The sequence below is a fragment of the Bacillus sp. H1a genome (assembly GCF_000633475.1).
Taxonomy (GTDB): domain Bacteria; phylum Bacillota; class Bacilli; order Bacillales; family Bacillaceae_G; genus Bacillus_A; species Bacillus_A paramycoides.
The window spans coordinates 78376-104543 of record NZ_AYMH01000043.1 but is presented as its reverse complement, the minus strand read 5'-3'; the positions used below and the strand labels follow the sequence as shown (position 1 = coordinate 104543).

At 33.9% G+C, this 26168-nt stretch carries 28 protein-coding genes and 2 pseudogenes; 20 read left to right on the top strand and 10 right to left on the bottom strand.

Annotated elements, in window-relative coordinates; translation table 11 throughout:
- Window positions 1-107: 107 nt before the first annotated feature.
- Together U860_RS33840 and U860_RS0120450 are read left to right on the top strand one after the other, a co-directional pair.
- Window positions 108-279, top strand: a pseudogene (locus U860_RS33840) (DUF4083 domain-containing protein).
- 27 nt (window positions 280-306) lie between these two features.
- Entirely contained in the window at window positions 307-768 is a 462-nt protein-coding gene (locus tag U860_RS0120450) for an NUDIX hydrolase (protein WP_025149971.1), read from the top strand.
- 48 nt (window positions 769-816) lie between these two features.
- Here the strand turns inward: U860_RS0120450 and nadE are convergent, their stop codons facing one another.
- The gene (gene nadE / locus U860_RS0120445; RefSeq protein ID WP_025149970.1) at window positions 817-1635 is read right to left on the bottom strand and encodes an ammonia-dependent NAD(+) synthetase; all 819 of its coding nucleotides are present in this window, start codon (window positions 1633-1635) and stop codon (window positions 817-819) included.
- A gap of 270 nt (window positions 1636-1905) precedes the next feature.
- Here nadE and U860_RS0120440 point away from each other — a divergent pair, with 270 nt between their 5' ends.
- The 3 genes from U860_RS0120440 to U860_RS0120430 all read left to right on the top strand — a co-directional run bounded on the left by U860_RS0120440 (window position 1906) and on the right by U860_RS0120430 (window position 5320).
- The gene (locus U860_RS0120440; protein WP_025149969.1) at window positions 1906-3786 is read left to right on the top strand and encodes an ABC transporter permease; all 1881 of its coding nucleotides are present in this window, start codon (window positions 1906-1908) and stop codon (window positions 3784-3786) included.
- Window positions 3787-3905: 119 nt separating this feature from the next.
- Window positions 3906-4193: an AbrB/MazE/SpoVT family DNA-binding domain-containing protein gene (locus U860_RS0120435; RefSeq protein ID WP_002171490.1), complete on the top strand. Its 288-nt coding sequence runs from the start codon at window positions 3906-3908 to the stop codon at window positions 4191-4193.
- A 176-nt stretch (window positions 4194-4369) separates the two neighbouring features.
- Window positions 4370-5320, top strand: a complete 951-nt coding sequence (locus tag U860_RS0120430; protein WP_025149968.1) for a serine protease — start codon at window positions 4370-4372, stop codon at window positions 5318-5320.
- Window positions 5321-5360: 40 nt separating this feature from the next.
- Here the strand turns inward: U860_RS0120430 and U860_RS0120425 are convergent, their stop codons facing one another.
- Window positions 5361-5669, bottom strand: a complete 309-nt coding sequence (locus U860_RS0120425) for a helix-turn-helix transcriptional regulator (RefSeq protein WP_025149967.1) — start codon at window positions 5667-5669, stop codon at window positions 5361-5363.
- A 107-nt stretch (window positions 5670-5776) separates the two neighbouring features.
- Between U860_RS0120425 and U860_RS0120420 the strand changes: the two genes are divergently transcribed.
- A complete protein-coding gene (locus U860_RS0120420; protein WP_025149966.1) occupies window positions 5777-6712 on the top strand; it encodes an aldo/keto reductase in 936 nt (311 codons plus the stop codon).
- A 49-nt stretch (window positions 6713-6761) separates the two neighbouring features.
- The gene (locus tag U860_RS0120415; RefSeq protein ID WP_025149965.1) at window positions 6762-7937 is read left to right on the top strand and encodes an MFS transporter; all 1176 of its coding nucleotides are present in this window, start codon (window positions 6762-6764) and stop codon (window positions 7935-7937) included.
- A 37-nt stretch (window positions 7938-7974) separates the two neighbouring features.
- Here the strand turns inward: U860_RS0120415 and U860_RS0120410 are convergent, their stop codons facing one another.
- Both U860_RS0120410 and U860_RS0120405 read right to left on the bottom strand, forming a co-directional pair.
- Entirely contained in the window at window positions 7975-8199 is a 225-nt protein-coding gene (locus U860_RS0120410) for a hypothetical protein (RefSeq protein ID WP_002171494.1), read from the bottom strand.
- Window positions 8200-8283: 84 nt separating this feature from the next.
- Complete coding sequence (locus U860_RS0120405; protein ID WP_002171495.1) at window positions 8284-8631, bottom strand: DUF4257 domain-containing protein; 348 nt, start codon at window positions 8629-8631, stop codon at window positions 8284-8286.
- 196 nt (window positions 8632-8827) lie between these two features.
- Here U860_RS0120405 and U860_RS0120400 point away from each other — a divergent pair, with 196 nt between their 5' ends.
- The 5 genes and pseudogenes from U860_RS0120400 to U860_RS0120380 all read left to right on the top strand — a co-directional run bounded on the left by U860_RS0120400 (window position 8828) and on the right by U860_RS0120380 (window position 13957).
- Window positions 8828-9355 (top strand): DinB family protein, encoded by a 528-nt coding sequence (locus U860_RS0120400; protein WP_025149964.1) that lies wholly within the window; start codon window positions 8828-8830, stop codon window positions 9353-9355.
- A gap of 182 nt (window positions 9356-9537) precedes the next feature.
- Window positions 9538-10587, top strand: coding sequence for a ribosome small subunit-dependent GTPase A (gene rsgA, locus U860_RS0120395; protein WP_025149963.1), 1050 nt, complete (start codon window positions 9538-9540; stop codon window positions 10585-10587).
- A gap of 210 nt (window positions 10588-10797) precedes the next feature.
- Window positions 10798-12770 (top strand): annotated as a pseudogene (locus tag U860_RS31815) (methyl-accepting chemotaxis protein).
- 209 nt (window positions 12771-12979) lie between these two features.
- A complete protein-coding gene (locus U860_RS0120385; protein ID WP_025149962.1) occupies window positions 12980-13285 on the top strand; it encodes a hypothetical protein in 306 nt (101 codons plus the stop codon).
- 303 nt (window positions 13286-13588) lie between these two features.
- Entirely contained in the window at window positions 13589-13957 is a 369-nt protein-coding gene (locus U860_RS0120380) for a DUF3979 family protein (RefSeq protein ID WP_002171500.1), read from the top strand.
- A 34-nt stretch (window positions 13958-13991) separates the two neighbouring features.
- On the opposite strand, the gene U860_RS0120375 is transcribed toward U860_RS0120380, so the two are convergent.
- On the bottom strand, window positions 13992-15032 hold the full coding sequence (locus tag U860_RS0120375) for a membrane protein (protein ID WP_025149961.1): 1041 nt from the start codon (window positions 15030-15032) through the stop codon (window positions 13992-13994).
- 241 nt (window positions 15033-15273) lie between these two features.
- Here U860_RS0120375 and U860_RS0120370 point away from each other — a divergent pair, with 241 nt between their 5' ends.
- The 3 genes from U860_RS0120370 to U860_RS0120360 all read left to right on the top strand — a co-directional run bounded on the left by U860_RS0120370 (window position 15274) and on the right by U860_RS0120360 (window position 17466).
- Complete coding sequence (locus U860_RS0120370) at window positions 15274-15717, top strand: Dps family protein (protein WP_002171502.1); 444 nt, start codon at window positions 15274-15276, stop codon at window positions 15715-15717.
- A gap of 102 nt (window positions 15718-15819) precedes the next feature.
- Window positions 15820-16275 (top strand): DUF3939 domain-containing protein, encoded by a 456-nt coding sequence (locus U860_RS0120365; protein ID WP_002171503.1) that lies wholly within the window; start codon window positions 15820-15822, stop codon window positions 16273-16275.
- A gap of 246 nt (window positions 16276-16521) precedes the next feature.
- A complete protein-coding gene (locus tag U860_RS0120360; RefSeq protein ID WP_025149960.1) occupies window positions 16522-17466 on the top strand; it encodes an alpha/beta fold hydrolase in 945 nt (314 codons plus the stop codon).
- Between the two features lie 45 nt (window positions 17467-17511).
- Here U860_RS0120360 and U860_RS0120355 read toward each other — a convergent pair whose 3' ends face one another.
- Both U860_RS0120355 and U860_RS0120350 read right to left on the bottom strand, forming a co-directional pair.
- The gene (locus U860_RS0120355) at window positions 17512-18513 is read right to left on the bottom strand and encodes an LLM class flavin-dependent oxidoreductase (RefSeq protein WP_025149959.1); all 1002 of its coding nucleotides are present in this window, start codon (window positions 18511-18513) and stop codon (window positions 17512-17514) included.
- A 104-nt stretch (window positions 18514-18617) separates the two neighbouring features.
- On the bottom strand, window positions 18618-18809 hold the full coding sequence (locus U860_RS0120350; protein ID WP_002148588.1) for a DUF3896 family protein: 192 nt from the start codon (window positions 18807-18809) through the stop codon (window positions 18618-18620).
- Window positions 18810-18994: 185 nt separating this feature from the next.
- On the opposite strand from U860_RS0120350, the gene U860_RS0120345 reads away from it, so the two are divergent.
- Together U860_RS0120345 and U860_RS0120340 are read left to right on the top strand one after the other, a co-directional pair.
- Complete coding sequence (locus tag U860_RS0120345) at window positions 18995-20461, top strand: flavin monoamine oxidase family protein (protein WP_025149958.1); 1467 nt, start codon at window positions 18995-18997, stop codon at window positions 20459-20461.
- 75 nt (window positions 20462-20536) lie between these two features.
- A complete protein-coding gene (locus U860_RS0120340; protein ID WP_025149957.1) occupies window positions 20537-21121 on the top strand; it encodes a GNAT family N-acetyltransferase in 585 nt (194 codons plus the stop codon).
- A gap of 25 nt (window positions 21122-21146) precedes the next feature.
- On the opposite strand, the gene U860_RS0120335 is transcribed toward U860_RS0120340, so the two are convergent.
- Complete coding sequence (locus U860_RS0120335; protein WP_025149956.1) at window positions 21147-22049, bottom strand: aldo/keto reductase; 903 nt, start codon at window positions 22047-22049, stop codon at window positions 21147-21149.
- A 165-nt stretch (window positions 22050-22214) separates the two neighbouring features.
- Between U860_RS0120335 and U860_RS0120330 the strand changes: the two genes are divergently transcribed.
- The 3 genes from U860_RS0120330 to U860_RS0120320 all read left to right on the top strand — a co-directional run bounded on the left by U860_RS0120330 (window position 22215) and on the right by U860_RS0120320 (window position 24573).
- Entirely contained in the window at window positions 22215-23165 is a 951-nt protein-coding gene (locus tag U860_RS0120330; RefSeq protein WP_025149955.1) for a GTP-binding protein, read from the top strand.
- A 117-nt stretch (window positions 23166-23282) separates the two neighbouring features.
- Complete coding sequence (locus U860_RS0120325; protein ID WP_025149954.1) at window positions 23283-23807, top strand: PadR family transcriptional regulator; 525 nt, start codon at window positions 23283-23285, stop codon at window positions 23805-23807.
- 19 nt (window positions 23808-23826) lie between these two features.
- Window positions 23827-24573, top strand: a complete 747-nt coding sequence (locus U860_RS0120320; protein ID WP_025149953.1) for a VOC family protein — start codon at window positions 23827-23829, stop codon at window positions 24571-24573.
- A gap of 14 nt (window positions 24574-24587) precedes the next feature.
- On the opposite strand, the gene U860_RS0120315 is transcribed toward U860_RS0120320, so the two are convergent.
- Window positions 24588-25058, bottom strand: a complete 471-nt coding sequence (locus U860_RS0120315) for a GNAT family N-acetyltransferase (protein ID WP_025149952.1) — start codon at window positions 25056-25058, stop codon at window positions 24588-24590.
- A gap of 138 nt (window positions 25059-25196) precedes the next feature.
- Window positions 25197-26147: a metal ABC transporter substrate-binding protein gene (locus U860_RS0120310; protein ID WP_025149951.1), complete on the bottom strand. Its 951-nt coding sequence runs from the start codon at window positions 26145-26147 to the stop codon at window positions 25197-25199.
- Between the last annotated feature and the right edge of the window lie 21 nt (window positions 26148-26168).

Sequence of the window (26168 nt, the reverse complement as noted above, 5' to 3'; positions counted from 1 at the left end):
GAAAAAGAGCATCTCTAAAAGGTGCTCTTTTTGCGTTTAATTATCACTTCGTTGACTATTTAGAATTATGTGATAAAGTAATCAAAAATAGAGTATGTAATAACTGAATGAATTTGTTCGAAAATTATATATTTGCATGGATATATTTTTGTCTAGTAATCGGATTTATTCATTAGAAGTTTATTGCAAAATAACTCTTCAAAAAAACAACATATTATCAATATGAATCAGAAGCTAGATCGAATTATTGAATTGCTTGAAAAAGATAGAAAAGAATGATTGATGATGTATGAAAAGGAGAAACAGATGACGAATTATATAAAGGAATTACGTGAAAAAGTAGGGCATGATTATGTTATTTTGAATTTTGCTGGTGGTTGCGTATTTAATGAATTTGGTGAAGTACTTCTGCAAAAAAGAGGGGACTTTGATGCATGGGGATTTCCTGGCGGTGCAATGGAAATTGGGGAATCTGCCGCAGAAACTGCGATTCGAGAAATTAAAGAAGAAACAGGATATGATGTAGAAATAAACGAGCTTATTGGAGTATACACGAAATATTTTCAAACATATCCGAATGGTGATCAAGCCCAGACAATTGGGATATTCTTTAAGTTTTCAATCGTTGGAGGGAGCAAAAAAGTAGACGGTGATGAAACGTTGGATTTGAAGTTTTTCCCGTTAGACGAAATGCCGCCATTATTTAATAAGCAACATGAAGATTGCTTACAGGATTTATTAGAGAAAAGAATAGGGGTATTTCGTTAACATATAGAAAAAGAAGCTAAATGAGATTAGCTTCTTTTTCTATATAATTTATTTCCACCAGTCATCAAACATTGACACTGGTACTTGTCTTTTATGTTCGCTCACTGTATAACGCTTTTCAATCTTTTCAGCAACGTCAGCTGGAACTGCTTTACCTTCTAAATAGTCATCTAATTGATCGTAAGTAATGCCTAACTCTGTTTCATCAGCTTGGCCTGGTTTCTCATCTAATAAATCAGCTGTTGGCATTTTTAAGTATAGGCGTTCGTCGGCACCAAGCTCTTGTAGCAATGCACGGCCTTGTCGTTTCGTCAACCCTGTTAATGGTAATAGGTCTGCGCCTCCATCTCCGAATTTTGTGAAGAAACCTGTTACAGCTTCAGCAGCATGATCAGTTCCGATAACAAGTAATCCTTGTTGACCGCCGATAGCATATTGTGTAACCATGCGAATACGTGCTTTTACATTACCTTTATTGAAATCTGTTAATGAATCTCCTAATAAGTTTTCATATTGATTTGAAAAGGCATCAACAGTTGAAGCGATATCAAAAGCAACAGATTGATCAGCTTGAATAAATTGTAATGCTAATTGTGCATCATCTTCATCCTTTTGTACTTTGTACGGAAGGCGTACGGAGATAAACGTTGCGTTACCACCTTCATTACGAACTTCTTCGACTGCAAGCTGTGCTAAACGTCCTGCTAATGTAGAGTCTTGTCCGCCGCTAATTCCAAGTACAAATCCTTTTGCACCTGTTTTTCTTAAATAATCTTTTAAGAAATCAATTCGTTTACGAATTTCTACTTTCGGATCAATTACAGGCTGAACGTGTAATGCTTTCATAATTTGTTCTTGTAATGTCATTATGTTTTCCTCCTATTCATATTAAAACGGTTAATAAGTTTATATGTATATTGGTACATACTTCTATCCTTTATTATTTCGCAAAACTAACGAATATACAATAGGATGCGTGTATGAATATGAATGTAGTAATTATAAGTAAACTTTTTTGTATAAGCAATTTTTTTAAACCTTTCAATAATGTAAGGTTTTTGTCATTTGAATCGATGGAAGGTATTTCCGAACTTTACTAATATAAAAACATAGTTAGTAGAAGGGCGGAGAAGTAGTATGAATATTAGAGAACTCGCATTTCGAAATGTGACGCGAAATAGACGGACATACTCGGCTTATTTTTTAAGTAGTGCATTTGCAATTATGGCTTTTTTTGTTTATTCATTTTTTGCATTTCATCCAGCATTAAGTGCAGGGACATTAGGACAATATGTATTTGTAAGTATGTCTTTTGCACAGTCTATTATTTACTTATTTACATTTTTCTTTATTTTATATTCTATGGGAATGTTTTTAAAAACGAGAAAGCGTGAGCTAGGGATATTAATGATGCTTGGAATGACGAAATATCAATTAAAGCGACTTATCTTTTTTGAAAATATCATGATTGGCATCGGGGCAATTATTATAGGTATTCTTTCAGGTATGTTGTTTTCAGGTATATTAATTTTTGTAGCTCCATTGTTATTAAAATTAGATATTTCTTTATCCTATTACATACCGAAGTCAGCGATTGCTGTAACGAGTGTTATGTTTTTTATATTATTTATTATCATTTCATTATTTAGTGCAGGAATGGTTCGTAAAAATAAAATTATGAAATTGTTTAGAGGATCAGCAGAGGCGAAGCCAGAACCGAAAGCATCTATTATTTCTTCTATATTAGCGGTAGTACTACTGAGCGCAGGATATGTAGGAGCTCTTATGTCACATGGTGCAATGGTATTTATTATGATGATACCTGTCACAACGGTAGTCATTATTGGTACGTATTTACTGTATAAGCAGTTAAGCGTTTTTATTATTCGATTATGTAAAAAAAGTAAACGTTTCTACTGGACAAGAACAAATATTATTACTTTATCAGATTTAGCATACCGTATGAGAGATAACGCGAGAATGTTCTTTATTGTAACGATTATTTCAACTGTAGCATTTTCAGCAATTGGTACATTGGTTGGATTTGCTTCAATGACGAAAGAAATTATGAACAGACCAATTTCGTTTCACTATCATTCTAAGCAAGGAAATAGTAATGAATCACAGCATCTGAAAATCATTGACGAAGGATTAAAGAAACATAATATAGCAGCTTCAAAAATAAATATTTCATCGAAGAAAACTGAGGAGCAGTCGTTAAGAAGCGCCATTTTTATAAAAGAAGCTGATTATAAGGAATATGCGAAGTTAACTGGAGAACCTTTCAATACATTATCAGGTAAAGAAGCTTTATTTTTATCAACAGAAATACCAGGACCACCGATAAAAGAAAGAAAAGAAATTTCTTTATCAAATATTAATGAGACTTTAAAAGTGAAAAAAATTAATACTTCTTCACTAAGTAAAATACTTATGGGTAATGTGTATGTGATTTCTAACAATCAATATGATTTATTACAAGATGGATTTACAGAAGTAAAAGATTATATGTATAAAACGAAAGGACCGAAAGATGAAATTGAGATTGGTAAAGAGCTTACGCATCAGCTTAAGCCTTATCAAGAATATTCAACGTTTAGTGCAGAAGAGTACGATCAAAATCAAAGTTTACAAATTGCGGGGCCAATTTTATTTGTAGGTTTCTTTATTGGTATTGTATTTTTCGTTTGTGCGGGAAGTTTTCTATACTTCCGATTATTTTCTGATTTAGAAGATGATGCTCGTTTATTTGAAATGATTCGAAAAGTTGGATTAACAAGAGGAGAATTATCGAAAGTAGTCACAATCCGCTTAGCGCTTTTATTCTTCGTTCCAATTGGGGTTGCAACATTACATGGGGCAGTAGCATTAACGGCATTAGGACAAATGTTTGAGTACTCACTTTTTAAAGAGAATATGGTTGTATTAAGTATTTTCATAGGTATCCAAGCACTATACTTCATACTTATACGATCTCGTTATTTAAAACAATTGAAAGAAAGATTGAATATTCGTTGAATGTGTTTTTTTAACTTTCGTACTATATTTTCTAAAAAGAGGCAACCATTACCAAATATATAGTGATAAAATGAAAATAGCGAGGTGAAAAAATTAATAGAGAGTAAGGGGGGAGTAACATGAAAGCAACAGGAATTATTCGAAAAGTAGATGAATTGGGACGGATAGTTATTCCTAAAGAATTACGAGATGTATTAGGAATACAAATTAAATCACCACTTGAAATTTTCGTAGAAGAAGACAAAGTCATCTTACAAAAATATCAACCTTACAATGCTTGTCAAATAACAGGTGATGTTTCAGAACAAAATATTTCATTAGCAAATGGAAACATTACTGTTAGTATAGAAGGAGCAAAACATGTAATAAAAGAAATTGAGCAGTTTTTGAACAAGAGTGAGATTTAGTTTTAATTTATATTATTCTTTTGAAAAACTGAAAAATAAAAGGACCATTTAATAGGTCCTTTTATTTTGTTTATTGAGAAATATTTGAAAGGAAGGAAAATGGAGCGAATAAAACGAATCTTAAATCTAAAGTAGTGGTCTGAAATGAAAATAATACATTTTCAGGAGGGATTACGATGAACAGTAGTACAGCAAATAAACAAAAAGGTATTAAATTAATTCCGTTTACCGTAAATAAAGTGGTTGAACAAGTAAACGAAATTCCACCAGGCGTACAACTGATTCACGCTCCGGAAGTATGGGAAAAGAGTGCAAAAGGGAAAGACATTGTCGTTGCCGTTTTAGATACAGGTTGTGATATAAATCATATAGATTTAAAGGATCGTATTATTGGTGGAAGAAATTTCACGAATGATTATGAAGGGGATCAAAATACTTATCTTGATAATAATGGGCATGGTACTCATGTAGCGGGTACAATTGCAGCCACTGAAAATGGAGTAGGTGTTTTAGGTGTAGCACCACTTGCTAAATTGTTAGTATTAAAAGTATTAGCAGGAGACGGTTCTGGAAGTTATGAGCAAATTATTGAGGCAATTCATTATGCAGTGAATTGGAGGGGGCCGAATAAAGAGAAAGTGAGAATTATTTCAATGTCCCTTGGTGGTCCACAGGATGTACCAGAGTTACATGAAGCTATTCAAAATGCAGTAAAGCAGGACGTACTTGTCGTATGCGCTGCAGGAAATGATGGAGATTGTAATGATGATACTGAAGAATTAGATTTTCCAGGTGCTTATTCTGAAGTAATTGAAGTAGGTGCTGTTAATTTAGAGCGGAAAATTTCATGCTTTAGTAATTCAAATCAAGAAATTGATTTAGTAGCGCCAGGTGATGAAATACTATCTACGTATCCAGAGGGGAAATATGCGGTATTAAGTGGTACTTCAATGGCGACGCCGCATGTCGCTGGGGCGTTAGCACTTCTTATTAAGCAGTGCGAGAGAGAATATGGTAGAAAGCTATCAGAGCCGGAAATATATGCGCAACTTATTAAAAGAACCGTACCTTTAGGATATGAGCGTACATCTGAAGGAAATGGATTAATAGATTTATTAAAAGAATAGGAATTACTAAAAAACATCTCATACGCATATGAGATGTTTTTTAGTATGGTTCTGTCGCGTTTAATACGACATTTAATAAGCCCGGAAATCTAGCATTCAAGTCTTCTTCTCGAATTGAAATAAAACGCTGTGTACCTTCAAGACGTGTATACATCACACCTGATTCACGTAAAACTTTGAAATGGTGAGATAAAGTTGATTTTGCAATTGGAATGTTTAATGCACCACAAGATTGTTCGTTTTTCTCTAGTAACATATTTACAATTTGTAAGCGGATTTGATCGCTAAGTGCATATAGGACAGAGGAAAATTGAATTTCCTCACGATTAGGATGATATAGTGTTCGCATCATTTCACCTACTTGTATAAGTTGTTCTAGTTGCACTATAACATATAAAGTGCTATATTTCTATTGTTCGAATATAATCGAACAATAGAAATATAGGGGGAGAAAAAATGAAGTATACGAATTTACAAAAGGCAGGATTAAATATTTCACAATTGGGTTTAGGAACAAATGCAGTAGGGGGACATAATTTATATGCAAATGTGAATGAAGAAGAAGGAAAACAAATGATTGAAGAAGCAATTCAACAAGGAATTACATTTTTTGATACAGCGGACTCATATGGCTTTGGTAGATCAGAAGAATTAGTAGGAGAGGTTTTAAAAGGAAAGCGTCATGAATATGTACTCGCTACAAAAGGTGGAATACAGCCGTTATTAAATGGAGAGGTTTATATTAATAATGAGCCAAGCTATTTAAGAAACGCTATGGAGAATAGTTTAAGAAGATTACAGACAGAGTATATTGATTTATATTATTTACATTTTACAAACTCTGAAACAAGTTACATAGATTCAATTGGAGAGCTTATCCGTTTAAAAGAAGAGGGGAAAATTCGTTCAATTGGGATATCAAATGTAAATGTAGAACAATTAAAAGAAGCGAATCGATATGGAGATATAGATGTTGTACAATCGCCTTACAATATGCTAGATCGTACTGCAGAGGAAGAACTTTTACCGTATTGTATTGAAGCGGGTATTTCATTTATTCCATATGGGCCACTTGCTTTTGGAATATTAGGCGGTAAATATACAGAAGATTTTAAAGTGAATGAAAAAGATTGGCGCAATGGCGTAAATCTTTTTGAGGAAAATACATATAAGAAAAACTTTAAGAGAGTTGAAAAGTTAAAAGGTTTAGCCAAAGAAAATAATATAGCAGTGTCTCACTTAGCGTTAGCATGGCTATTAAATAAACCAGGAATCGATGCTGTTATTCCTGGTGGAAAGCGTGCAGAACAAATAAGAGAAAGTGTAAAAACAGTGGACGTTTCATTGAATGAGAAGGATATGAAAAAAATTGAATCTATATTAGAGGATTGATAGGAAAGAAGGATATCACCCTTTTTCCATATATAAGGAGATGGCATAAATGAAAAGAGTACTAGGTGTATTCTTTACAATAATGTTTATGATTGGTACGGATACATTTTTAATTTCGCCACTTTTGCCAACATTACAACAGGTGTATCATGTTTCAACGGAATTTTCAGGATGGATGGTGAGTTCATATGCTTTAGGATATGCTGGATTTGCGCTTATCGCTGGTCCTATATCAGATGGATTAAACAGAAAAAAAGTAATGATATTAGGTATGACCTTTTTCGCAATTAGTACGTTTTTGTGCGGAATTGCACCTAGTTTTTTATGGATGCTGATCTTTCGATTTTTAGCAGGTGTAAGTGCAGCGTTTGTATCCCCGCAAGTGTGGGCATCTATTCCACTCCTAATAGAGAAGAAGCAAATTGTGAAAGCAATTGGGATTGCAACAGCGGGATTATCAGTTGCTCAAATTCTTGGACTGCCAATTGGGGCCTATTTAGCAACGATACATTATACAACACCATTCTTTGTCATTGGCATCCTGTCAGCATTACTCGTTATTTCTATTGGTGTTTTTATACCAGAAATAAAGCCTGTTCAAACAGAGGATAATAAACAATCAATCTTACAGCGCTATAAGCAATTACTTAGAGATTCAAAGGTTTCACTCTCTTATTTTGCATATTTTATTTTTCAGACTGGCAATTTCGCAGCATTCTCTTTCTTTGGGGTTTGGCTTGCAGTTCAATTTGGCTTGCACGTAAATGAAATAGGTACAGCTATGCTCGTACTAGGATTAGGGAATTTAACAGGTAATATTTTGGGGCCTAGAATCTTGAATAAAATCGGCTTTAGCATGTCTTTCTATGGTGGAATTGTATTTACAGCACTTCTATATGTATTACTGCCATACCTAAATAACATAATTTTTGTTGAATTATTCTTTTTCGTTTTATTTTTTGTAACAGGTATATTATTTGTATTAATGATGGGACGTTTACAAAACTTGTCGAGTACAGCAAGGGGAACAGGTGCAGCACTTGCGAATGCCTCTATGTATATTGGACAAATGATTGGAGCGGTAGTAGCTGGTGGATTATTTACTGTTTCCCATAATTTTATGTTTATAGGATGTTTTACGGCACTATTATATATAATCTCTTTACTTTTGTTTAGGAAAAGTGAAAAACTTTCTGTAGAAAATGAGAAGGGAATTGCATCATAGAAGCGTTATAAAGAAAAAGCACTGTTTTAGTTATGTACTAAAACAGTGCTTTTCGTTTAGATTGAACTGTTGCTGCGTTTTCATCATGTATTCCTGCTTCTTCAATAATTCGCTTTTTTACTTTATTTAATAGATGGTCTACTGCTTCACCAAAATAGTTAGCTTCGCTTTTTGTGCGGGCTTCTCGTAAACATTTATAGTTTTCTAGCAGTTCCTCTTTTTCGGAGTTTGTTAAGAAATCTTCTATTTTCTTTTTTGTCATACGAAACACCCTTTCTTCTGACAAACGACGCAATAGAAAATATTTATTTTTTATTATAACAATAATTTTTAAAGAAAGTATAGATTAACGTCGTAATAGTTTGTCAATTTCTTGAATTTTCTCATCAGCTTTCCCAATTTGCGTATTTTTAGCCTGTTCACCACCTAAAGCTTGATGAAGTAAAAATGTTTGACCTGAAATGGCAGTTACAATAGATACTTTTATAATTTCTTTTAATGTGGTGACATCGAATAAAACGAGTCCAAGCAGTGCAGCTAGGCTACCGGTAAATATATCGGTTAAAAACCCAAAGTGGAAGAACGTTTTTAGACGGCGTGGGAGCAATAACTTGCCTTGGTTATTGATCAGATGGGAAACGAAGCCAGTAATGCCACCAACAAGAACCGCAGTTAGCCATTGATACATTTCCATCGAATCCACTCCTTTTAGTGAATAAGATTCGATTTTTACATATTGAATCCTTTTAATATTTCATATAAGCATATTGAGAAAATTTGTTTAGGCTATGTGCTTGTTCAACTTAATTATAACAGAAGATTCTGATATATTTAAGTCTATTAATTAAAGCTTCTTTTCATTAATATGAATTCAGAAAGGGGTGCGTGAAATGTATATAGATTATCGAATAAGAGGTGTAGATGGTTATACAAAAAATATAGGGAAACTAGTAAGTATGATGGAGCATACGCGGGCAATAACATTACAGGAAATAGATGATTTAGCAGTGGAGCAATTGGATTTAATAATGCCAAGTGGTGAGAATTCAATTGGTGCTTTACTAAAGCATATAGCGGCTATAGAAAAAGTCCATCAGCTTATTTCTTTTCAAAATCGTGATTTTACAAAAGAAGAATTAGAAATATGGGAAGATGCACTGTATTTAGGGGAAGCGGGGAGATCTATTCGTGGTTATGAAATACAGTATTATGTACAACTTTTACAGAAAGTTCGAGAGGAAACATTAGAGTGTTTGAGACAACAGGATGATGAATGGCTAATGTCAGAAAGAAAGTGGCCTAATGGCGTAGCATATAATCAGCACTACCTTTGGTTTCACGTGCTAGAAGATGAAATTAGTCATCGTGGACAAATTAGAATGCTAAAAAATAAGTTATTTGAAAATTACGTTAAATAAGGTGGCTTTTTAAAGAGATATTCCATATAATGAGAGTAATTAAAATGAGAACGGGGTGATGTATTATGGCGAAATTAACTTATATGAATAATAAACCAAATACAAAGGTGGATGGAAAGGGCGATACTATATAAGTGAGCGCACTATCCTTCTACTTAGCTTAAACTAGGGAGGATATCAATTTGAACCAAAATATTTTAGAATCGTTCGGCTGGGATTCTTTTTTTGAAGAACAAGCTGTGGAGAACTATGAAGTAGGGCGTATTTTACTTGAGCATAAGCATATATATCGGATTATTTGTAATGATGGTGAATATGTAGCGGAACTGTCTGGAAAATTTCGTCATGAAGCGTTAACGAAGGGCGATTATCCGGCAGTTGGTGATTGGGTGTATATAAAGAAAATAGAAGGAGAGAGAAAGGCGATTATTCATCGCGTTTTTCCAAGGAGAAGCTCTTTTTCTAGACAAGAGGCTGGCTACCGAACTGAGGAACAAATTATAGCTACGAATGTGGATTATCTATTTTTAGTAAATGCTCTTAACCATGATTTCAACGTAAGAAGGATGGAACGTTATTTGCTATTGGCTTATGAAAGTGGTGCAATGCCTGTTATTGTTTTAACGAAGAGTAGTTTATGTGAAGATGTGGAACAGAAAATTACAGAAACTGAAGCAGTAGCAATCGGTGTTCCAATCTTCGTTGTTGATAGCTTAGCGTACGTTGGAATCGAATCATTACAACAATTTGTAGCTCCAGGTAAAACAATTGCTTTAGTTGGATCTTCAGGGGTAGGGAAATCCACTTTGTTAAATGCATTAATAGGAACAGATGTAGCTAAGACCGGAGATATACGTGAAGAAGATAGTAAAGGGAGACATACGACAACTCACCGTGAGTTGTTCCAACTACCGAGTGGCGGTTTAGTAATTGATACTCCTGGTATGAGGGAACTTCAACTTTGGGAAGGAAGTGCGGCAATTCAAACCACATTTTCTGATATTGAAGATCTTGCAAAAACATGCCGCTTTCGAGATTGTAAACATGAAGGTGAACCAGGATGTGGAGTACGCAGTGCTATAGATAATGGACTTATAGCGGTAGAGCGCTTGCTAAGCTATAAAAAGCTGCAAAGAGAACTGGCATATGTTATGAGAAAACAAAACATTACTCTAGCAAGAGCAGAACGAGATAGATGGAAAAAGATTTCTAAACAACATAAAAAAATGTAAAAAACCAAAGGGTTTATTCCTTTGGTTTTTTATATTTGTAAATTTTATAATAATATTATTCATATATATGGACAAAAAGAATTTATTTGTTTAAACTTTACAAAGTGCTCATCAAACAAAATTGTAAAAATAGAACTAGGGAATGGGATATATTCATAACTAACTCTATATTATCTTTAAAACTTAATATTGAAATGCAGGAGGTTTATAATGAGTAAACTATTAAGTTGGTTTCGAGATATGAAAGTAGCAAAGAAGTTATTAACTTCATTTTTTGTTATTTTAATTGCGGCAGTCTCTATTATTGGAGGTATGTCTTATCAAACAGCTAAAAAGAATTTTGAGTCACAAATTATGAGTAGCGCTCAGGATAATATAAAAATATTGGATAATTTAATTAATCAAATGATTGAAGCGAAATTCAACGATGTAAATAATTTTGCACGATTGATTCATAGTGATATGTATCAAGGCGATAATCAAGGTGAATCAAGAAAAATGTTATCTCAATATATCAACTTGAATAAAGATGTTGAACAAGTATATGTTGCAGGAAATGATAAGAAATTTGTGCAAGAACCAAATATACCAATGGCAGCAGATTACGATCCAACGACACGTTCTTGGTATAAAGATGCAGTGAATAAGCAAGGTGGAATTGACCATATAAGGCACAAGGAAATGGACATATTGTCGTAACAATTGCAAAACAAACAGAAGATAAAAATGGCGTTGTTGCAGTAGATTTAAGCTTAGATAATTTATTAAAAACAACAAAGTTAATCAATATTGGTAAAAAAGGTTATGCTTTCATTTTAGATGGGAAGCAAAAAGTAATTGCCCACCCTCAAGAGAAATCGGGTGACAAAGCAGATGATTCTTGGGCTAAGAAAATTTATGAAGATAATCATGGGACTTTTTCATACTCTTATGGTGGTAGTGAGAAGAAAATGGTATTCGCTACAAATTTAAAAACAGGTTGGAAAATCGGTGGGACGATGTACTCAAATGAAGTAGTTGAAGCTGCTCAACCTGTTTTTTATAATATGTTAATTGTTATGCTGATTTCATTAGTTGTAGGAGGAGCGCTTATTTATTTCGTGACACTTTCTATTACGAAACCGTTAAAGAGATTAGTTGTCACTTCTAAAGAAATAAGTGAAGGGGACTTAACTCAAACGATTCAAATACATTCAAATGATGAAATTGGTCAACTTGCTAAAGGGTTTAATGAGATGACCCATTCATTACGTACATTAATTGGAAGGATTAATACTTCAGCAGGGCATGTTGCTGCTGCATCCGAAGAGTTAACAGCAAGCGTCAGACAAGCAAGTGAAGCGACTGAACAAATTACAATGGCAATGGATGAAATATCAAGTGGGGCAACGACGCAAACATCAAGTGTTGAAAATGGTGCCATGTTACTGTTTGATGTAACAGAAGGGATTCAGCATGTAGCAAATAGTTCATTATCTATTAATACTGCTTCTGCTCATACTCGTGAAAAAGCAGAAGATGGCGGAAAACTAGTCGGAAAAACAGTAAATCAAATGCAGTCTATTGCGGAATCTGTTTCACAATCAGATGCTGTTATTCAGTTGTTGAATAACAAATCAAAGCAAATTGGTGATATTTTAGAAGTAATTCAAAATATTGCAGATCAAACAAATCTTCTAGCTTTAAATGCAGCAATTGAGGCTGCAAGAGCTGGTGAGCATGGAAGAGGCTTTGCAATTGTTGCTGATGAAGTACGAAAGTTAGCAGAACAATCTAGCGTATCATCAAGTGAAATTAGTAAATTAATTTGTGAGATACAAGATGATATGAGTAAGACAGTAAAATCTATGAATAATGTAAATGAAGAAGTTCAATCTGGACTTGTTATCGCAAATGAAACGAAACAAAATTTCGCTGAGATTTTACAATCTACAAATGAAATTGCTGATCAAATAAAAACGATGGTTGAAACGGCTAATGGAATGTCAAAAGGTGCAAATGAAGTATCTATTTCAGTTGGTCAAATTGCAATGACAGCACAAAATAACTCGACGAGTACACAAAGTGTTGCTGCGTCAGCTGAGGAGCAACTGGCTTCCATGGAGGAAATTGGTTCTGCAGCTGGTACATTATCTCAAATGGCTGAAGAGTTACAAGTGTTAATTGAAAGGTTTAAAGTGTAAAAAGAGGAGGCTGTCTCAAAATAGCATTTGTGCTATTAGAAACAGCCTTTTTAGCTGATAGCCGGATTAGTGTGAGCTAATAGGTAAAGGGAAACAGGGGATATAAATGATTAGAGGTTCACTTTATTTAATGTTTGTCGAAAAATAGAGGGATTTGTTTAGTGGGTGTATAATTAATATAATATAGACTACGTTTAAAGGAGATCATTATGGGAGTATATTGGGGAACGAAAAGACATTCATGGCTTAGTTATGTCTCATTTTGGTTAAGTATTTTATTCTTTGTTGTTTTTTTAATTGAAGTGTTTGTATTTAAAACACTTTCAAATAGCTCAATACAAATCGTTAAATACTTTTATTTTATATTTGTACCATTAAACATCATTCTTAGTTTAAGGTTATTATCTAGGAAGAATGAAAAGAAAGTATTACCGATTTTTAGTTTAATTGTATCGCTATTATTTGCAAGCTTAATTATAGTTTTAGCATTAGTAGCGACGGGAAAACATTTTTGAGGGAAGAGTGATACAAGTCACTCTTCTTTTTTATATAAAATCCAAAATCTTTATCCCGCTATTTTCGGGCTGCCCGTAAATGCGTGATTGGTGTGGGCTAATAATCAGTAGGGGATTAGTTGTCAGCAAAAAGCTATACTAGTGAGCAGAGAATGAAATAAGAATACTATATGTTTTATATGTGTTTATGAAGCAAATGAATGGGGTAAGATTCTTGATATATGGTACAATAAACATGGATAGTGATAGAGATAAAGGGTATATAAAATACTCATCGTTTTTTAGTAAGAGAGGGGTTATCTTATGCTATACGAGGATTTGGTGACATTATTTCAAGTTGCTCCACTAGAAGCGGGAAGAGACGGCTGGAAATATATAATCCAGGAACAAAATGATAAATATGAAATTGTTGATGAAATGTTAAAAAAACAAATGAGTGTTGAATTGTATTTTAATGAATATGATGAGGTGAAAATCACTTTATATAAAGATGGAAGCCCCATTACTACTATGCAAAGAATTGCTATTTCGAAAGTTGAGTTAGACGAAGAGGAAGATGGCATTCAATTCGTTTTAGAACGTATGCCAAGTCGAATGATTCGATTGCAATTAAAGCCATACCTTGCAGTGGAGATGGGGCCATACTGGGAAGTATGTGAAGACTGTGAATGAACATGAAAAAGCATCCGTATACACGGATGCTTTTTCATGTTTTTTGAAGTTGTTTACAAGCAATAATCGGTAGTAGAATGATGCTCACCCAACCGATAATAGGATATAAAATATGAAGAAGCTCACTATAACCGATGTAACTAAAGCAATAACTAATTAGTAATATGAAGTAAATAATATGGTTACTTTTCCATCCGGTAATGGATTGCATTTGTTTTGTCATTCCGAATATATTCCCAACTAATGTTGTGAAAACTTCACCAAAAATGATAAGAACAAAGAAAAAGTGGAAAGTTGCATTAAACCTTCTTACGACTTCAGCCATTGGGATGTTGTATTGATAAAATTGTTCAACTGATAACATTGCTAAATGGCTACATAATAAAATAAAACAAAGCCCTGCGCCTCCTAAAATACCACCCCATAAAATAGCTTTTCGATTTTTTACTTCACTGGCCAATGGGACGAGAACACTCTGGGCGAGAGAAAGATTTAATGCGACATATGTAATAGGGCTAGTAATCCATTTCATATTCCAACTTTCTGTAGGAACGGTGTTAATAATAGGAGTTGAATCATGAATAAAAGTTGTAATGGCGAGTCCGATAATAAAGATCATCATAATAGGTACAACAAGCGTATTTACTTCAAAAACACCTTGTAATCCTCGGCTCCCAATAATGAGACAGGCGATGACTGTGATGAAAATGCCAAGTTGTCTCGGAAGGCGGAGTTGTTCTTCAAATACTGCTCCGGCCCCTGATAACATAACGCTCGTTACACCAAATAATACGAGTAATAATAATGTGTTTACGACATTTCCAAATACATCCCCAAATAAATATTTGTTGAATTCTTGAGCTGAAAATGCCCCGATTTGTGATGAGAGTAACATCATCTTAGTGCCGAGCCAAATAAAAAAAAATCCACTTATACATATGCCAATTGTCCCGTACAATCCGTTAACTGTAAAAAATTCAACAATTTCTCGCCCAGTAGCAAATCCAGCTCCAACGACAGTTCCGATATAAGTAGCGGCGACTTTCTTTGCTACTTGCCATTGTTGATTGTCCATTTTATCCCTCTTTCTTCTATGATGAGCTTGACTTACTATTATGCATATGTGTAAGCTTGGACGATTAGACATATGAAGTAGTTGAAAGAATACATGAATTATATGATATTAGGGAAATATTAAAGGTGTTAAAACTTTGTTACATATAAGCTGTTCATTCGAGAGAATAGGAAATGTATGGTAGAATATAATTGAGTTATTAAAAGATAATAATTATAAAATGATAAGAGGAGTGGATTGTATGAGTACGAAAACAAATGTTGTTGAAGTATTAAACAAGCAGGTAGCAAACTGGAATGTGTTATATGTGAAATTGCATAATTATCATTGGTATGTGACAGGACCACACTTCTTTACATTACATGAGAAATTTGAAGAATTTTATAATGAGGCTGGAACATATATTGATGAGTTAGCAGAACGTATTTTAGCGTTAGAAGGAAAACCGTTAGCGACAATGAAAGAGTATCTAGCAACTTCAACTGTGAGCGAAGGAACAAGCAAGGAGTCTGCAGAAGAAATGGTACAAGCTTTAGTAAACGATTTTTCTGCACTCATTCAAGAGTTAAAAGAAGGTATGGAAGTAGCTGATGAAGCTGGTGATGAAACATCGGCTGATATGTTATTAGCAATTCATACGACATTAGAACAACATGTATGGATGTTAAGTGCATTCTTAAAATAAAAAATGGATTAAAAAACTCTATTGAAAAATTCTTTCAATAGAGTTTTTTATAATTTTTCAGTTTTCTTTTATGCTATAATATAGTAAAAAGGAGGCGATGCGATGTTTCGCTTTTTCAGAACTGGAAAAGAAGAGAGGGAAATTACGAAAGACGAATTAGAGCAAGCGATGGCTAAGTTTCTAGAAACGAATGCTAATATCGTTTATACAGTCTTAGTAAATGATGATTACACTGTAAATTATGATTTGTTAAAGCCCTATTTACCCGCATTTCCAACAAATCTTTTTCTTATTACGAAGGAAACGCTTGAAGTATTTGAACATACAGAAGAAAATTTAAAACTAGTTAAAGAAATTGATGTCGTACAAAAGGCAGTAGATCAATATGTAACTGAAAAAGAAATGTTCCCAATTGTTGAAAATAGCGAAGATCGCCTCGTATGCGGAATGAAACTAGGACCTTACTTAAATCGTATATTAAAAAGAAACTTATATATTTCAGAAAAACATTATTTAGTTTCAAGTAAACCAGATAAGAAAAAAAAGAATAGTGGGTAGATGTGATGAAAACAACAATAAATATATTGTTGTCTTTTTTTGTTGTTAAAATATTAATTTTTCAGTCTATTTAACTTTATACTAAAACTAGTAGATAGAAAGAAGCGATGTATTATGCGTATACATACATTAGTTAGTAAATATCATTCTGAGAATCGGGTATTGTTAAGTTATAGAATATACCGTGACCACAGAATAGTTTAATAGTTCGAGAAATAAGTAAAAAGGTTACGGGGGAACTACAATATGAAAAATAACATGACGTATATTAAGTTGTTAAATGAAACGTTAGATTGTTATGCAAATAAAGGAAGTTTTGAAGCGTACACTTATATAATGGAACATGCTAAAGGTGTAGTGGGGAATGAGGCACAAATATATAATTTTAAATATGCGCTTGCAAGTGCAGCAGGACTTGAAGAAGAAGCGTTACATTTAATGAAGGAAGCTATTATGGACAATGGATTTTGGTATGGAAATGAGTATTTAATTTCCGACGACGATTTAAAACCACTACATAAATTTGAAGAGTTTCATAAAATGGTTCAATTATGTAAAGAAAGAGAAGAATTAGCAAAGAAAACAGAACGAGCAGACGTGAAATATATTTACAGCAAGAAAAAGAGAAATCTACTACTTACAATGCATGGTGATCAAGAAAATATACAAATAATAGAACCATATTGGAAATCAGTTTTGACACAAGATTATACGTTAGCTTTACCACAGTCTTCGCAAATTCAGTTTTCAGATGGGTTTGTTTGGGATGATATAGATAGAGGGAAAGAAGAATTAAAAGAGCATTACGATAAGTTTATAGAAAATCATACAGTAGAAAATGTAGTAATTGGTGGCTTTTCTGCTGGAGCAAGAGTAGCTTTATATACTATTTTACAAAAAGATATAAATGTGGATGGTTTTATTTTTATGGCACCGTGGCTTCCAGAGATTGAAGAATGGAATGAGTTGCTGGGGATGTTACAGGATAAAGGTATAAAGGGATATATAATATGTGGCGATCAAGATGAAGATTGTTATGAAGTCACGCAGCAATTTGTACGGTTATTAAAGGATAAAGATATAGAACATAAGTATAAAGTTGTGCCTAACTTAAAACATGAGTATCCTAATAATTTTGATGAGTTATTAAAAGAAGCTATTGAATATATAGGAAGCAAAAACAATATGTAGTAAGAAAGGGAGATGCATCATATGTGATGTATCTCCCTTTTGAAATTATAAATTAAAAGCGTTAGCCAATAAGCGATAAGAGTTTAATTTGTCTTCAAATTGATGGGTGATTGTGACAATCATAAATTCTTCGGTATTGTATGCTTTGCTTAAGTTTAATATTTTTTCTTTCACAGATGATGGGTCACCGACGATCATACGTTGGCGATTTTCTTTAATGCGGAATAGGTCATAAGCACTATACGAATAATTTTGAGCAGTTTCGATAGACGGAGTACCAGTAGTCCGTTTTCCTTGTTCTAATAGTAAAATCGATAAATCAAGGCTTGATGCAATCTTCTCCGCTTCTTCATTTGTTTCTCCGCAAATAACAAAAATAGCGACGATTGATTTTGGTTTATCTCCTAAAAATGAAGGTTGGAATTGTTCCTGGTAAGCCTTCATAACTTCTGGACCCCCGAAGCCATTAATAAATTGTGCAAATGCAAAAGAAGCTCCATTGTGCGCCGCAATTTTAGCACTCTCTCCACTAGAACCGAGCATCCACATTTCAGCTGATGTTTGGATTATAGGAGTAGCTTTTAAGTTTGCATAGTGATGGTTTTCAGGTACTTTATCATGTAAGTACATTGCAACATCTGCAATTTGTTCCGGGTATTGATCAAGTGAGACCATTTTTCCTTCTTGTAATGCACGAGTTGCTATCGGCATACCACCAGGTGCTCTACCAATACCAAGGTCGATGCGGTTTGGATAAAGTGCTTCTAAAACGCGGAAATTCTCGGCGACTTTATATGAACTATAATGTGGCAACATAACACCGCCAGAACCAACTCTAATACGATTCGTTTTCGCTGCAATATGAGAAATAAGTATTTCTGGACTGGAACCAGCTAAGCTTACAGAATTATGGTGCTCGGATACCCAAAAACGTGTAAATCCGAGTTTTTCAACTTCTTGTGCAAGCGTAACTGTATGTGAAAAAGCTTCAACTGCTGTGCTACCATCTGAAATAGGTGATTGGTCTAATACACTTAATTTGATCATAGAATATACCTCTCAATCTTAATGTACATCCTATTATATATTTACTTACGAAAAATGCGTAATGAAATGCTCAAAAGGAAAAGCGGATAATATTTTATCCGCTTTTAACGAGAAAACCCTCGTTCATAATGATTCATTTCGACTAAGTTTAAAATATATTCGTAGTTATCAATTTCTAGATATATTTGCTTGCGTTCTTCTTCAGTAAGTTTAACGCTAGTAAGTTTTTTACAAAGCTGCTCTTTCTTTAATTCTAAATGTTTTTTTGTTGCGTGATAGTCGTAAGTACGTTTCATGTGTATTCACCCTTTCCCTACAGTTACTATATATATTTATTGTATGAAGCACGTAGAAGGGGGAGAGCTACACCATATGTATTTTTAGTGAATCTTCAAATTGATATGGTGTTATGTTTAAGGGGATTTATGAATAAAATGCACTAAACCACTAATGCACATTTTATGAAGTAAGGGGTGGGATTGTGCAAAAAGATATAATGTTTGATACACAGGCGGATGTAAAGATAATAGAGAAGGGATTGCAAAAGACAACACGTTCGAAACAAATTATTATAGTTGGGGCCGGTATGGCTGGATTAGTTTCGGCATCTTTACTGAAGGACGCAGGACATCAAGTAAAGATTTTTGAAGCGAATAATCGTGTAGGAGGCCGAATTGAGACAGTCAGAATGGAAGATACCGGATTATACTTAGATGTTGGGGCGATGAGAATTCCGTATTCGCATACATTAACGATGGCATATATAAGAAAGTTTGGGCTACAGGTGAGCCCTTTTATTAATAGAAATGAAACAGATATTATATATGTCAATGGCCGGAAAACGACATTGAAACAATACGAAAAAGACCCGAGTATTTTAAGGTATCCTGTTGAGATGAATGAAGAAGGGAAAACTTCTGAGGAATTATTATTGTTAGCAGTTCAACCAATTATAAATTTTATTAAAAGAAACCCAGAGAAAAATTGGGACGTTGTAGAAAAGGATTTTGGGAAGTACTCTACAGGGCAGTTTTTAAAGTATCATCCTTATCAATATAATACGTATTTTTCACCGGTAACGATTGAAATGATAGGAGTTCTACTAGACTTAGAAGGTTTTTTGGAAAGGTCATTCATTGAGACATTACGTTTTTTATACATTATGCAAGAGGAAAGCGGATTTTGCGAAATAATAGATGGGAACGATAGATTACCAAAGTCATTTTTACCACAATTAGAAGAAAATATTATATATAACCAAAAATTAATGAAACTACATCAACAAGCTAATGGTGTGACAGCTTACTATCGGAATGAGGAAACTTTTGAATATAGTAGCATAACAGGTGATATAGTTATTGTTACAATTCCTTTTTCAACAATGCGATTTGTGGAAGTAGATCCATTTGATTCTATATCTCATGTGAAATGGAAAGCAATTCGTGAATTGCATTATATGCCAGCTACAAAAATAGGAATTCAGTTTAAAAGTCGTTTTTGGGAGGAACAAGGGCAATTAGGGGGGAGAATTATAACAGATCTTCCTATTCGTTATGCCTATTACCCAAGTCACGGCATCGGGTCAAAAGGACCAGCCATAATGCTTGGGAGTTATACGTGGTCATACGATGCGTTGCTATGGGACGGTTTATCAAAAGGTGATCGCATCTATTACACACTACAAAATTTAGCAACAATATTAGGTGAGCAAGTATATGATGAGTTCATGTCTGGAATATCAAAAAGTTGGACATTAGATCCATATGCACTGGGAGGGTTTGCACTTTTTCAAGCTGGTCAAGAATCTGAATTACAACCAGCCATTGTAAAACCTGAGGGGAGAATATATTTCGCTGGAGACCATACAACACTATATCACGGATGGATTCAAGGTGCGATTGAATCTGGAATTCGTGTGGCGGTTGATGTGAATGAGGAAAATGTATAAAATTCAGAAATTTCTTTACTGTATAACTTGAGATGGATATTATTATATATAAAAGAATTATAAGGAGTGTTTATATTGAATCCGTTATTATTCGATTTTCCTACTGAATTTAATACTGAAAGGCTTTTTATTCGAATGCCAAAACCAGGTGATGGTAAGGTTGTATATGAAGCGATTCAAGCTTCAATGAAAGAATTAAAGCCTTGGATGGTTTTTGCACAAAAAGAGCAAACAGAGGAAGAAATAGAAGAGAGTATTAGAAAATCGCATATTCAATTTTTGCAGCGTGAGGATTTGAGATTACTAGTGTTTTCGAAAGAAACAGGTGAATTTATTGCATCTGCCGGATTACATCGTATTAATTGGGATATACCTCAATTTGAAATTGGGTATTGGATTGATTCAAGGTTTAGTGGAAAGGGCTATATGGTAGAGGCTGCAACAGGTATAACGGATTACGCTTTTACTGAACTGAAAGCAAACCGCGTAGAAATTCGATGCGATTCTCTAAATAAGAAGAGTAGAGCGATACCTGAGAAATTAGGCTTTAAATTAGAGGGTATTTTAGAAAGTGCGAGTGTTGCGGTAGAGGGAAATGGATTAAGGGATATGTGTGTGTTCGCTATGACGAGAAATACATATGAAAAAGAAGAGCTGTAAAGTAACAGCTCTTCTTTTGTATGCATTAGGGTACAGGATGTCCATTAGAGCTTTCGAAAATTGTAAACCATTGTTGGCGATCTAAATTAACTTTTGTTGCCATTGCAGCCGTTTTTACTCGATCTAATTTGCCAGAGCCAACAATTGGCATCATTTTTGCTGGATGAGCAAGTAACCATGCATACATAACAGTATCAATGCTATCAACGCCTAGTTCAGTAGCGATTTTTTGTAAAGTTTCACGTAAACGTACAGCGCGTTCAGTTTGGCCAGTAAAGATTTCACCACCAGCAAGAGGTGACCAAATCATTGGATTGATTCGTTTTTCTTGGCATAAATCAATAGTACCTTTTTCAAAATGCTCAAGCTGCATCGCAGATACTTCGATTTGATTTGTAATAAGCGGGAAGTCTAAATGCGAACTTAACATATTAAATTGAGAAGGTAAAAAGTTAGAAACACCGAAGTGACGAACTTTTCCCTCTTGTTTTAAGCGTAAGAACGCTTCTGCCACTTCATTTGGATCCATGAATGGATCGGGACGATGAATGAGCAGTACATCAATATAATCGGTATGTAAGTTTTTTAATGAATCCTCCGCGCTTTTTATAATATGTTCTGCACTCGTATTGTAGTGAGCGACATATCGTTCTGGAAATTTCGGTGATGGGGGAGCGATTCCACATTTTGTGATGATTTGCATGTTTTCGCGTAAGGAAGGCTTTAGTTGTAACGCTTCTCCAAACAATCCTTCACATGTATATCCACCATAAATATCAGCGTGATCAAAAGTAGTAATCCCCATATCCATACAAGCTTCAATAAAAGAAAGTAATTCTTGTTTCGTCATATTCCATTCTGCTAAACGCCAAAATCCTTGAATAATACGAGAAAATTCTAGTGTTTCGGTCATTTGAACTCGTTCCATTATAAGTACCCCCTTGATGAATAATAACATTTTTGAAAAGGCTTTCTTGCTAAATACTATTATATAGTTACCCGGTTGTACATACAATAAATATGTTTTGCTACAAAAACGATTTTCTCTATATGCTATAATGTAGAAACATAGAGCAATAAGGAGATGTAAGGGATGATTCCAGTAACAATATTAACGGGTTTTCTTGGATCAGGGAAAACGACATTATTAAATCGAATTTTATCAGAGGATCACGGTAAGAAATTAGCAGTGATTGTAAATGAAATAGGGCAAATTGGTATCGATAATCAGTTGATTATGAATGTTGAAGAAGAAATTATGGAAATGACAAACGGTTGTTTATGCTGTACTGTACGTGAAGATTTACTCGTTGCTTTAAAACAATTACTGGATGTAAAAGCAGAGGGGAAAATGGATTTTGATGGCTTAGTAATTGAAACGACGGGTCTTGCAAATCCGGGTCCGATTATTCAAACGTTCTTTTTAGATCCAGTTATTCAATCTGCATACCAAATTAACGGCGTTGTAACAGTAGTAGATAGTTATCATATACATAAACATTTTGAAAAGGGACTAGAAGCGAAAGAACAAATTGCATTTGCTGATGTAGTTTTAGTGAATAAATTAGATTTAATTGAAGAAAGTGAGAAGGAAAATCTTCTACATGAACTTCAAGGAATAAATCCGACTGCACAATTAATCCCAACTACTAATTGTGAAGTGGATATTCCATCATTACTACAAATACAAACGTTTAAAACGAGAGATACGTTACAAATTTACCCACATAAAGAACATAATCATCTAGAAGGCGTAAAATCATTTGTATTACGTGAAGAACGTCCGTTAGATTTACAAAAACTTAATGAGTGGATGTCAGCTGTCGTTCAAGAACTAGGAGAGCATTTATATCGTTACAAAGGAATATTATCAATTGATGGAGTAGATAAACGTATTGTTTTCCAAGGTGTACATACATTGTTTGCTGCTTCGTATGATAGAGAGTGGCAAGAGGGCGAAGAGCGAGTAAGTGAAGTAGTTTTCATCGGAAAAGATATTAATAAAGAGTGGTTCCAAGAACATTTCCAAGAGTGTGTGAAGTAAGCCTGCGTAATTGCGGGTTTATTTTTTTGGGTTTTTTGTTTACTAATATTGGAATTAATATTAAAATAATCTAAAAATACTAAATATTTAGTATTTTTAAGAAGAGGAAGAGAAATGATGCGTTTAATGATTCTTGGATTGCTTACTAAAAGGGATTCGCTATCTGGTTATGAAATACAGCAGGCGCTACATATGGTTCAAAGTAGTAAATGGGCGGAGGTATTTCCGGCTTCTATTTATCACGCGTTAAAAAAAATGGCAAATGAGGAATTAATTCAAGTAAAAGCAATTGAAATGACTGGTAAACGATCGAAAACTATGTATTGTATAACCGAAAAAGGAAGTCAACAGTTTAAAAAGTTACTTAAAGAATCATTTCAAAAAACTTCAGTTGTGTTTCCGAATCATCTGTATACAGCGTTAACATTCTTGTCAGAAGAAGAGAGTATGAAAGAAGAGATTTTAGAAGCTTTAGATGAACAGAAAAGAGAAATACTAGCTACTTATGAAGAAATGAGAGAAGGGGAAAAACTGAAGGATGATGTACCGGAATATATGAAACTTATTTTTGAAAATATGTATGAACAATGTGAGATGCAACTTCGATTACTTCATAAATTAGAGAAACTATTAAAAAACTAAAAATATGGTGGGGAAGAAAATGAAAATCGATCATCTTGTTGTAAATGTTAATAAAGAAATACAAGAAAATAAGGAGATTATTAAAAGTGTGCATCCTATTGGGCTACCATATGTTCCGAAATGGGGAAAGGGAACGAAAGGATTTAAAGTATCTAACATATGGATTGGAAAAGAATATTTAGAATTAGTAAGAGTAAAAACAAAAAATGGGGGCGGTTGGGTACAAGAGTGGGTTCAGAAATATAATGATGGGCATAGAGGACTAATCGGACTGGCAATTGATGTTGAAAATATAGATAAGGTGTATGAAAAAATGAGAGAAGGTGGAATTGAAATTACAAAACCAGAACCATTACAATACAGGTGGTTTTTTAATTTGTTAAAGAAAACCATGCCATGGAAAAATGCATACATACAGCCAATGAAGGGGATGCCGTTTCAATTTTTTCTACAACAAATGAACGATCAAAAGAGCAGAGAATATATGGAGAAATATATGTATCCAAATAGTGCGGAAAAGGGTGTCGCTGGAATTATTGCAGTGAAATTATATGGAGAATTAACAAATGAAGATCGGAATATTATTAGTTGTCTATTTTCAGATGTTATAAATGAGGAAGAGGAAATAATTGTCCGTTTAAAAAATCAAGCGATTCATCTAATTCAATCGAATGAGCACTTCGTTGAGATAGTATTAGATTGTAAAAATGAAGTATATAAGGGGAAGAAGCTAGAAATAGAAAATGTTACATTGATAAATGTATAATAACAAGCCTGTTTTCACAGGCTTGTATTTTTATCTATAAGCAATTCCATTACAACACCTACAACTGGGCCCTCATCATCAATATCCCCATTTAAGCGGAAGCCGAATGATTCGTATAATCCCATTGCTAGTTTGTTGTCTGGATGTAAACTTAAATAAATTATTTTACATTCAAATTTTTGTTGTAAGAATTGAATTAATAGGCGAAGGAAACGCTTTGCATATCCTTTTCCTTGAAATTGTTGGTCAATCATAAAACGATCTAGCCATACGCTTTCATGTTTTTTCCAATACCATCCATACATTGCATATCCAACAAGTGTTTCTTTATCATATAAGCCTACTGACGTTCCATTTTCTTCATATAATGATTCCGCTAAAGAAAACGAATTGCTTTCAATAAATTGCTGCTGTTCTTTTGTAATACTTAAAGCAGCTACTGAACGCCAATTATTTGCTGTTACTTCACAAATGTGAAGATTCATAGTTCCAACTCACCTTCTAAATTATTACAGCTTAAAAGCTAATATGGATAATTTTACTTGTTATTTCGGTCAAGTCAAGGGTAAATACATAAAAAGGCAGCTGAATGACATATTCAGCTGCCTAGAAAATATAGTTGATTAGTTTGTTGCTTCTTTTAAAATATTTACGTTTTCTTCCATTAATGTAAAGTAATCCTTGTTGTTCTTCGCATCATCCTCAGAAATAGTAGCAAGGTGATTTAAGCGTAAAACTTTTGTACCTGTTTCTTTTTGAATAACTGATGCTACTTTTGGAGTAGAGAATGTTTCAAATAAAATATATTTTAGATTGTGATCTTTTACTGTTTTTGTAATGTCAGCAAGCTGTTTTTGAGATGGTTCATCAGATGCTGAAATTCCAGCGATTGGAATTTGTTTTAGACCGTATCGTTGTTCCCAGTAGCCATAAGCTGCATGTGAAACTAATATTTCTTTCGTTTTTGCATTTGCAACAACGGCTTTAAATTGATCGTCTAAATCAGTAAATTTTGTTTGTAGTGCTGCGAAGTTTTTTTCGAACTCTTTTTTATGTTCAGGTTGTAATTCTACAAGTGCATTTTTAATTTTTTCTGCTTGTTTCATCGCAAGAGTAGGATCTAACCAAACGTGTGGATCTTTATCATGGTGATGTTCATCTTCTTTATGACCGTCTCCATGATCGTGCTGCTCTTCTTCAGTTGAAGTACGAAGTTCGATATCTTTAGATGCATTTACAACTTTTACGTTTTCATTTTTTAATGATTTTTCCATTTTTTCGGCAAATGGTTCTAATTCTGCGCCGTTATAAACGAATAAATCGGCTTTTGCAACTTGTACAGTCTGTTTTTGACTCGGTTCAAATGTATGAGAATCCGCACCAGGTGGGTAAATTGCTTCTACATTTACATAATCACCACCGATTTTTTTTGCAAAGTCAGCAAGTGGGAAAATGGTTGTATAAACAGAAAGTTTCCCATCTTTTTTCGCTGCACCATCTTTGTTGTTGGAACATCCAGCAAAGATGAGTGTGAAAATAAGTATAAATGAAAATATAGCTAATTTTTTAGGCATATAATTCTCCTCTTTTCTTTT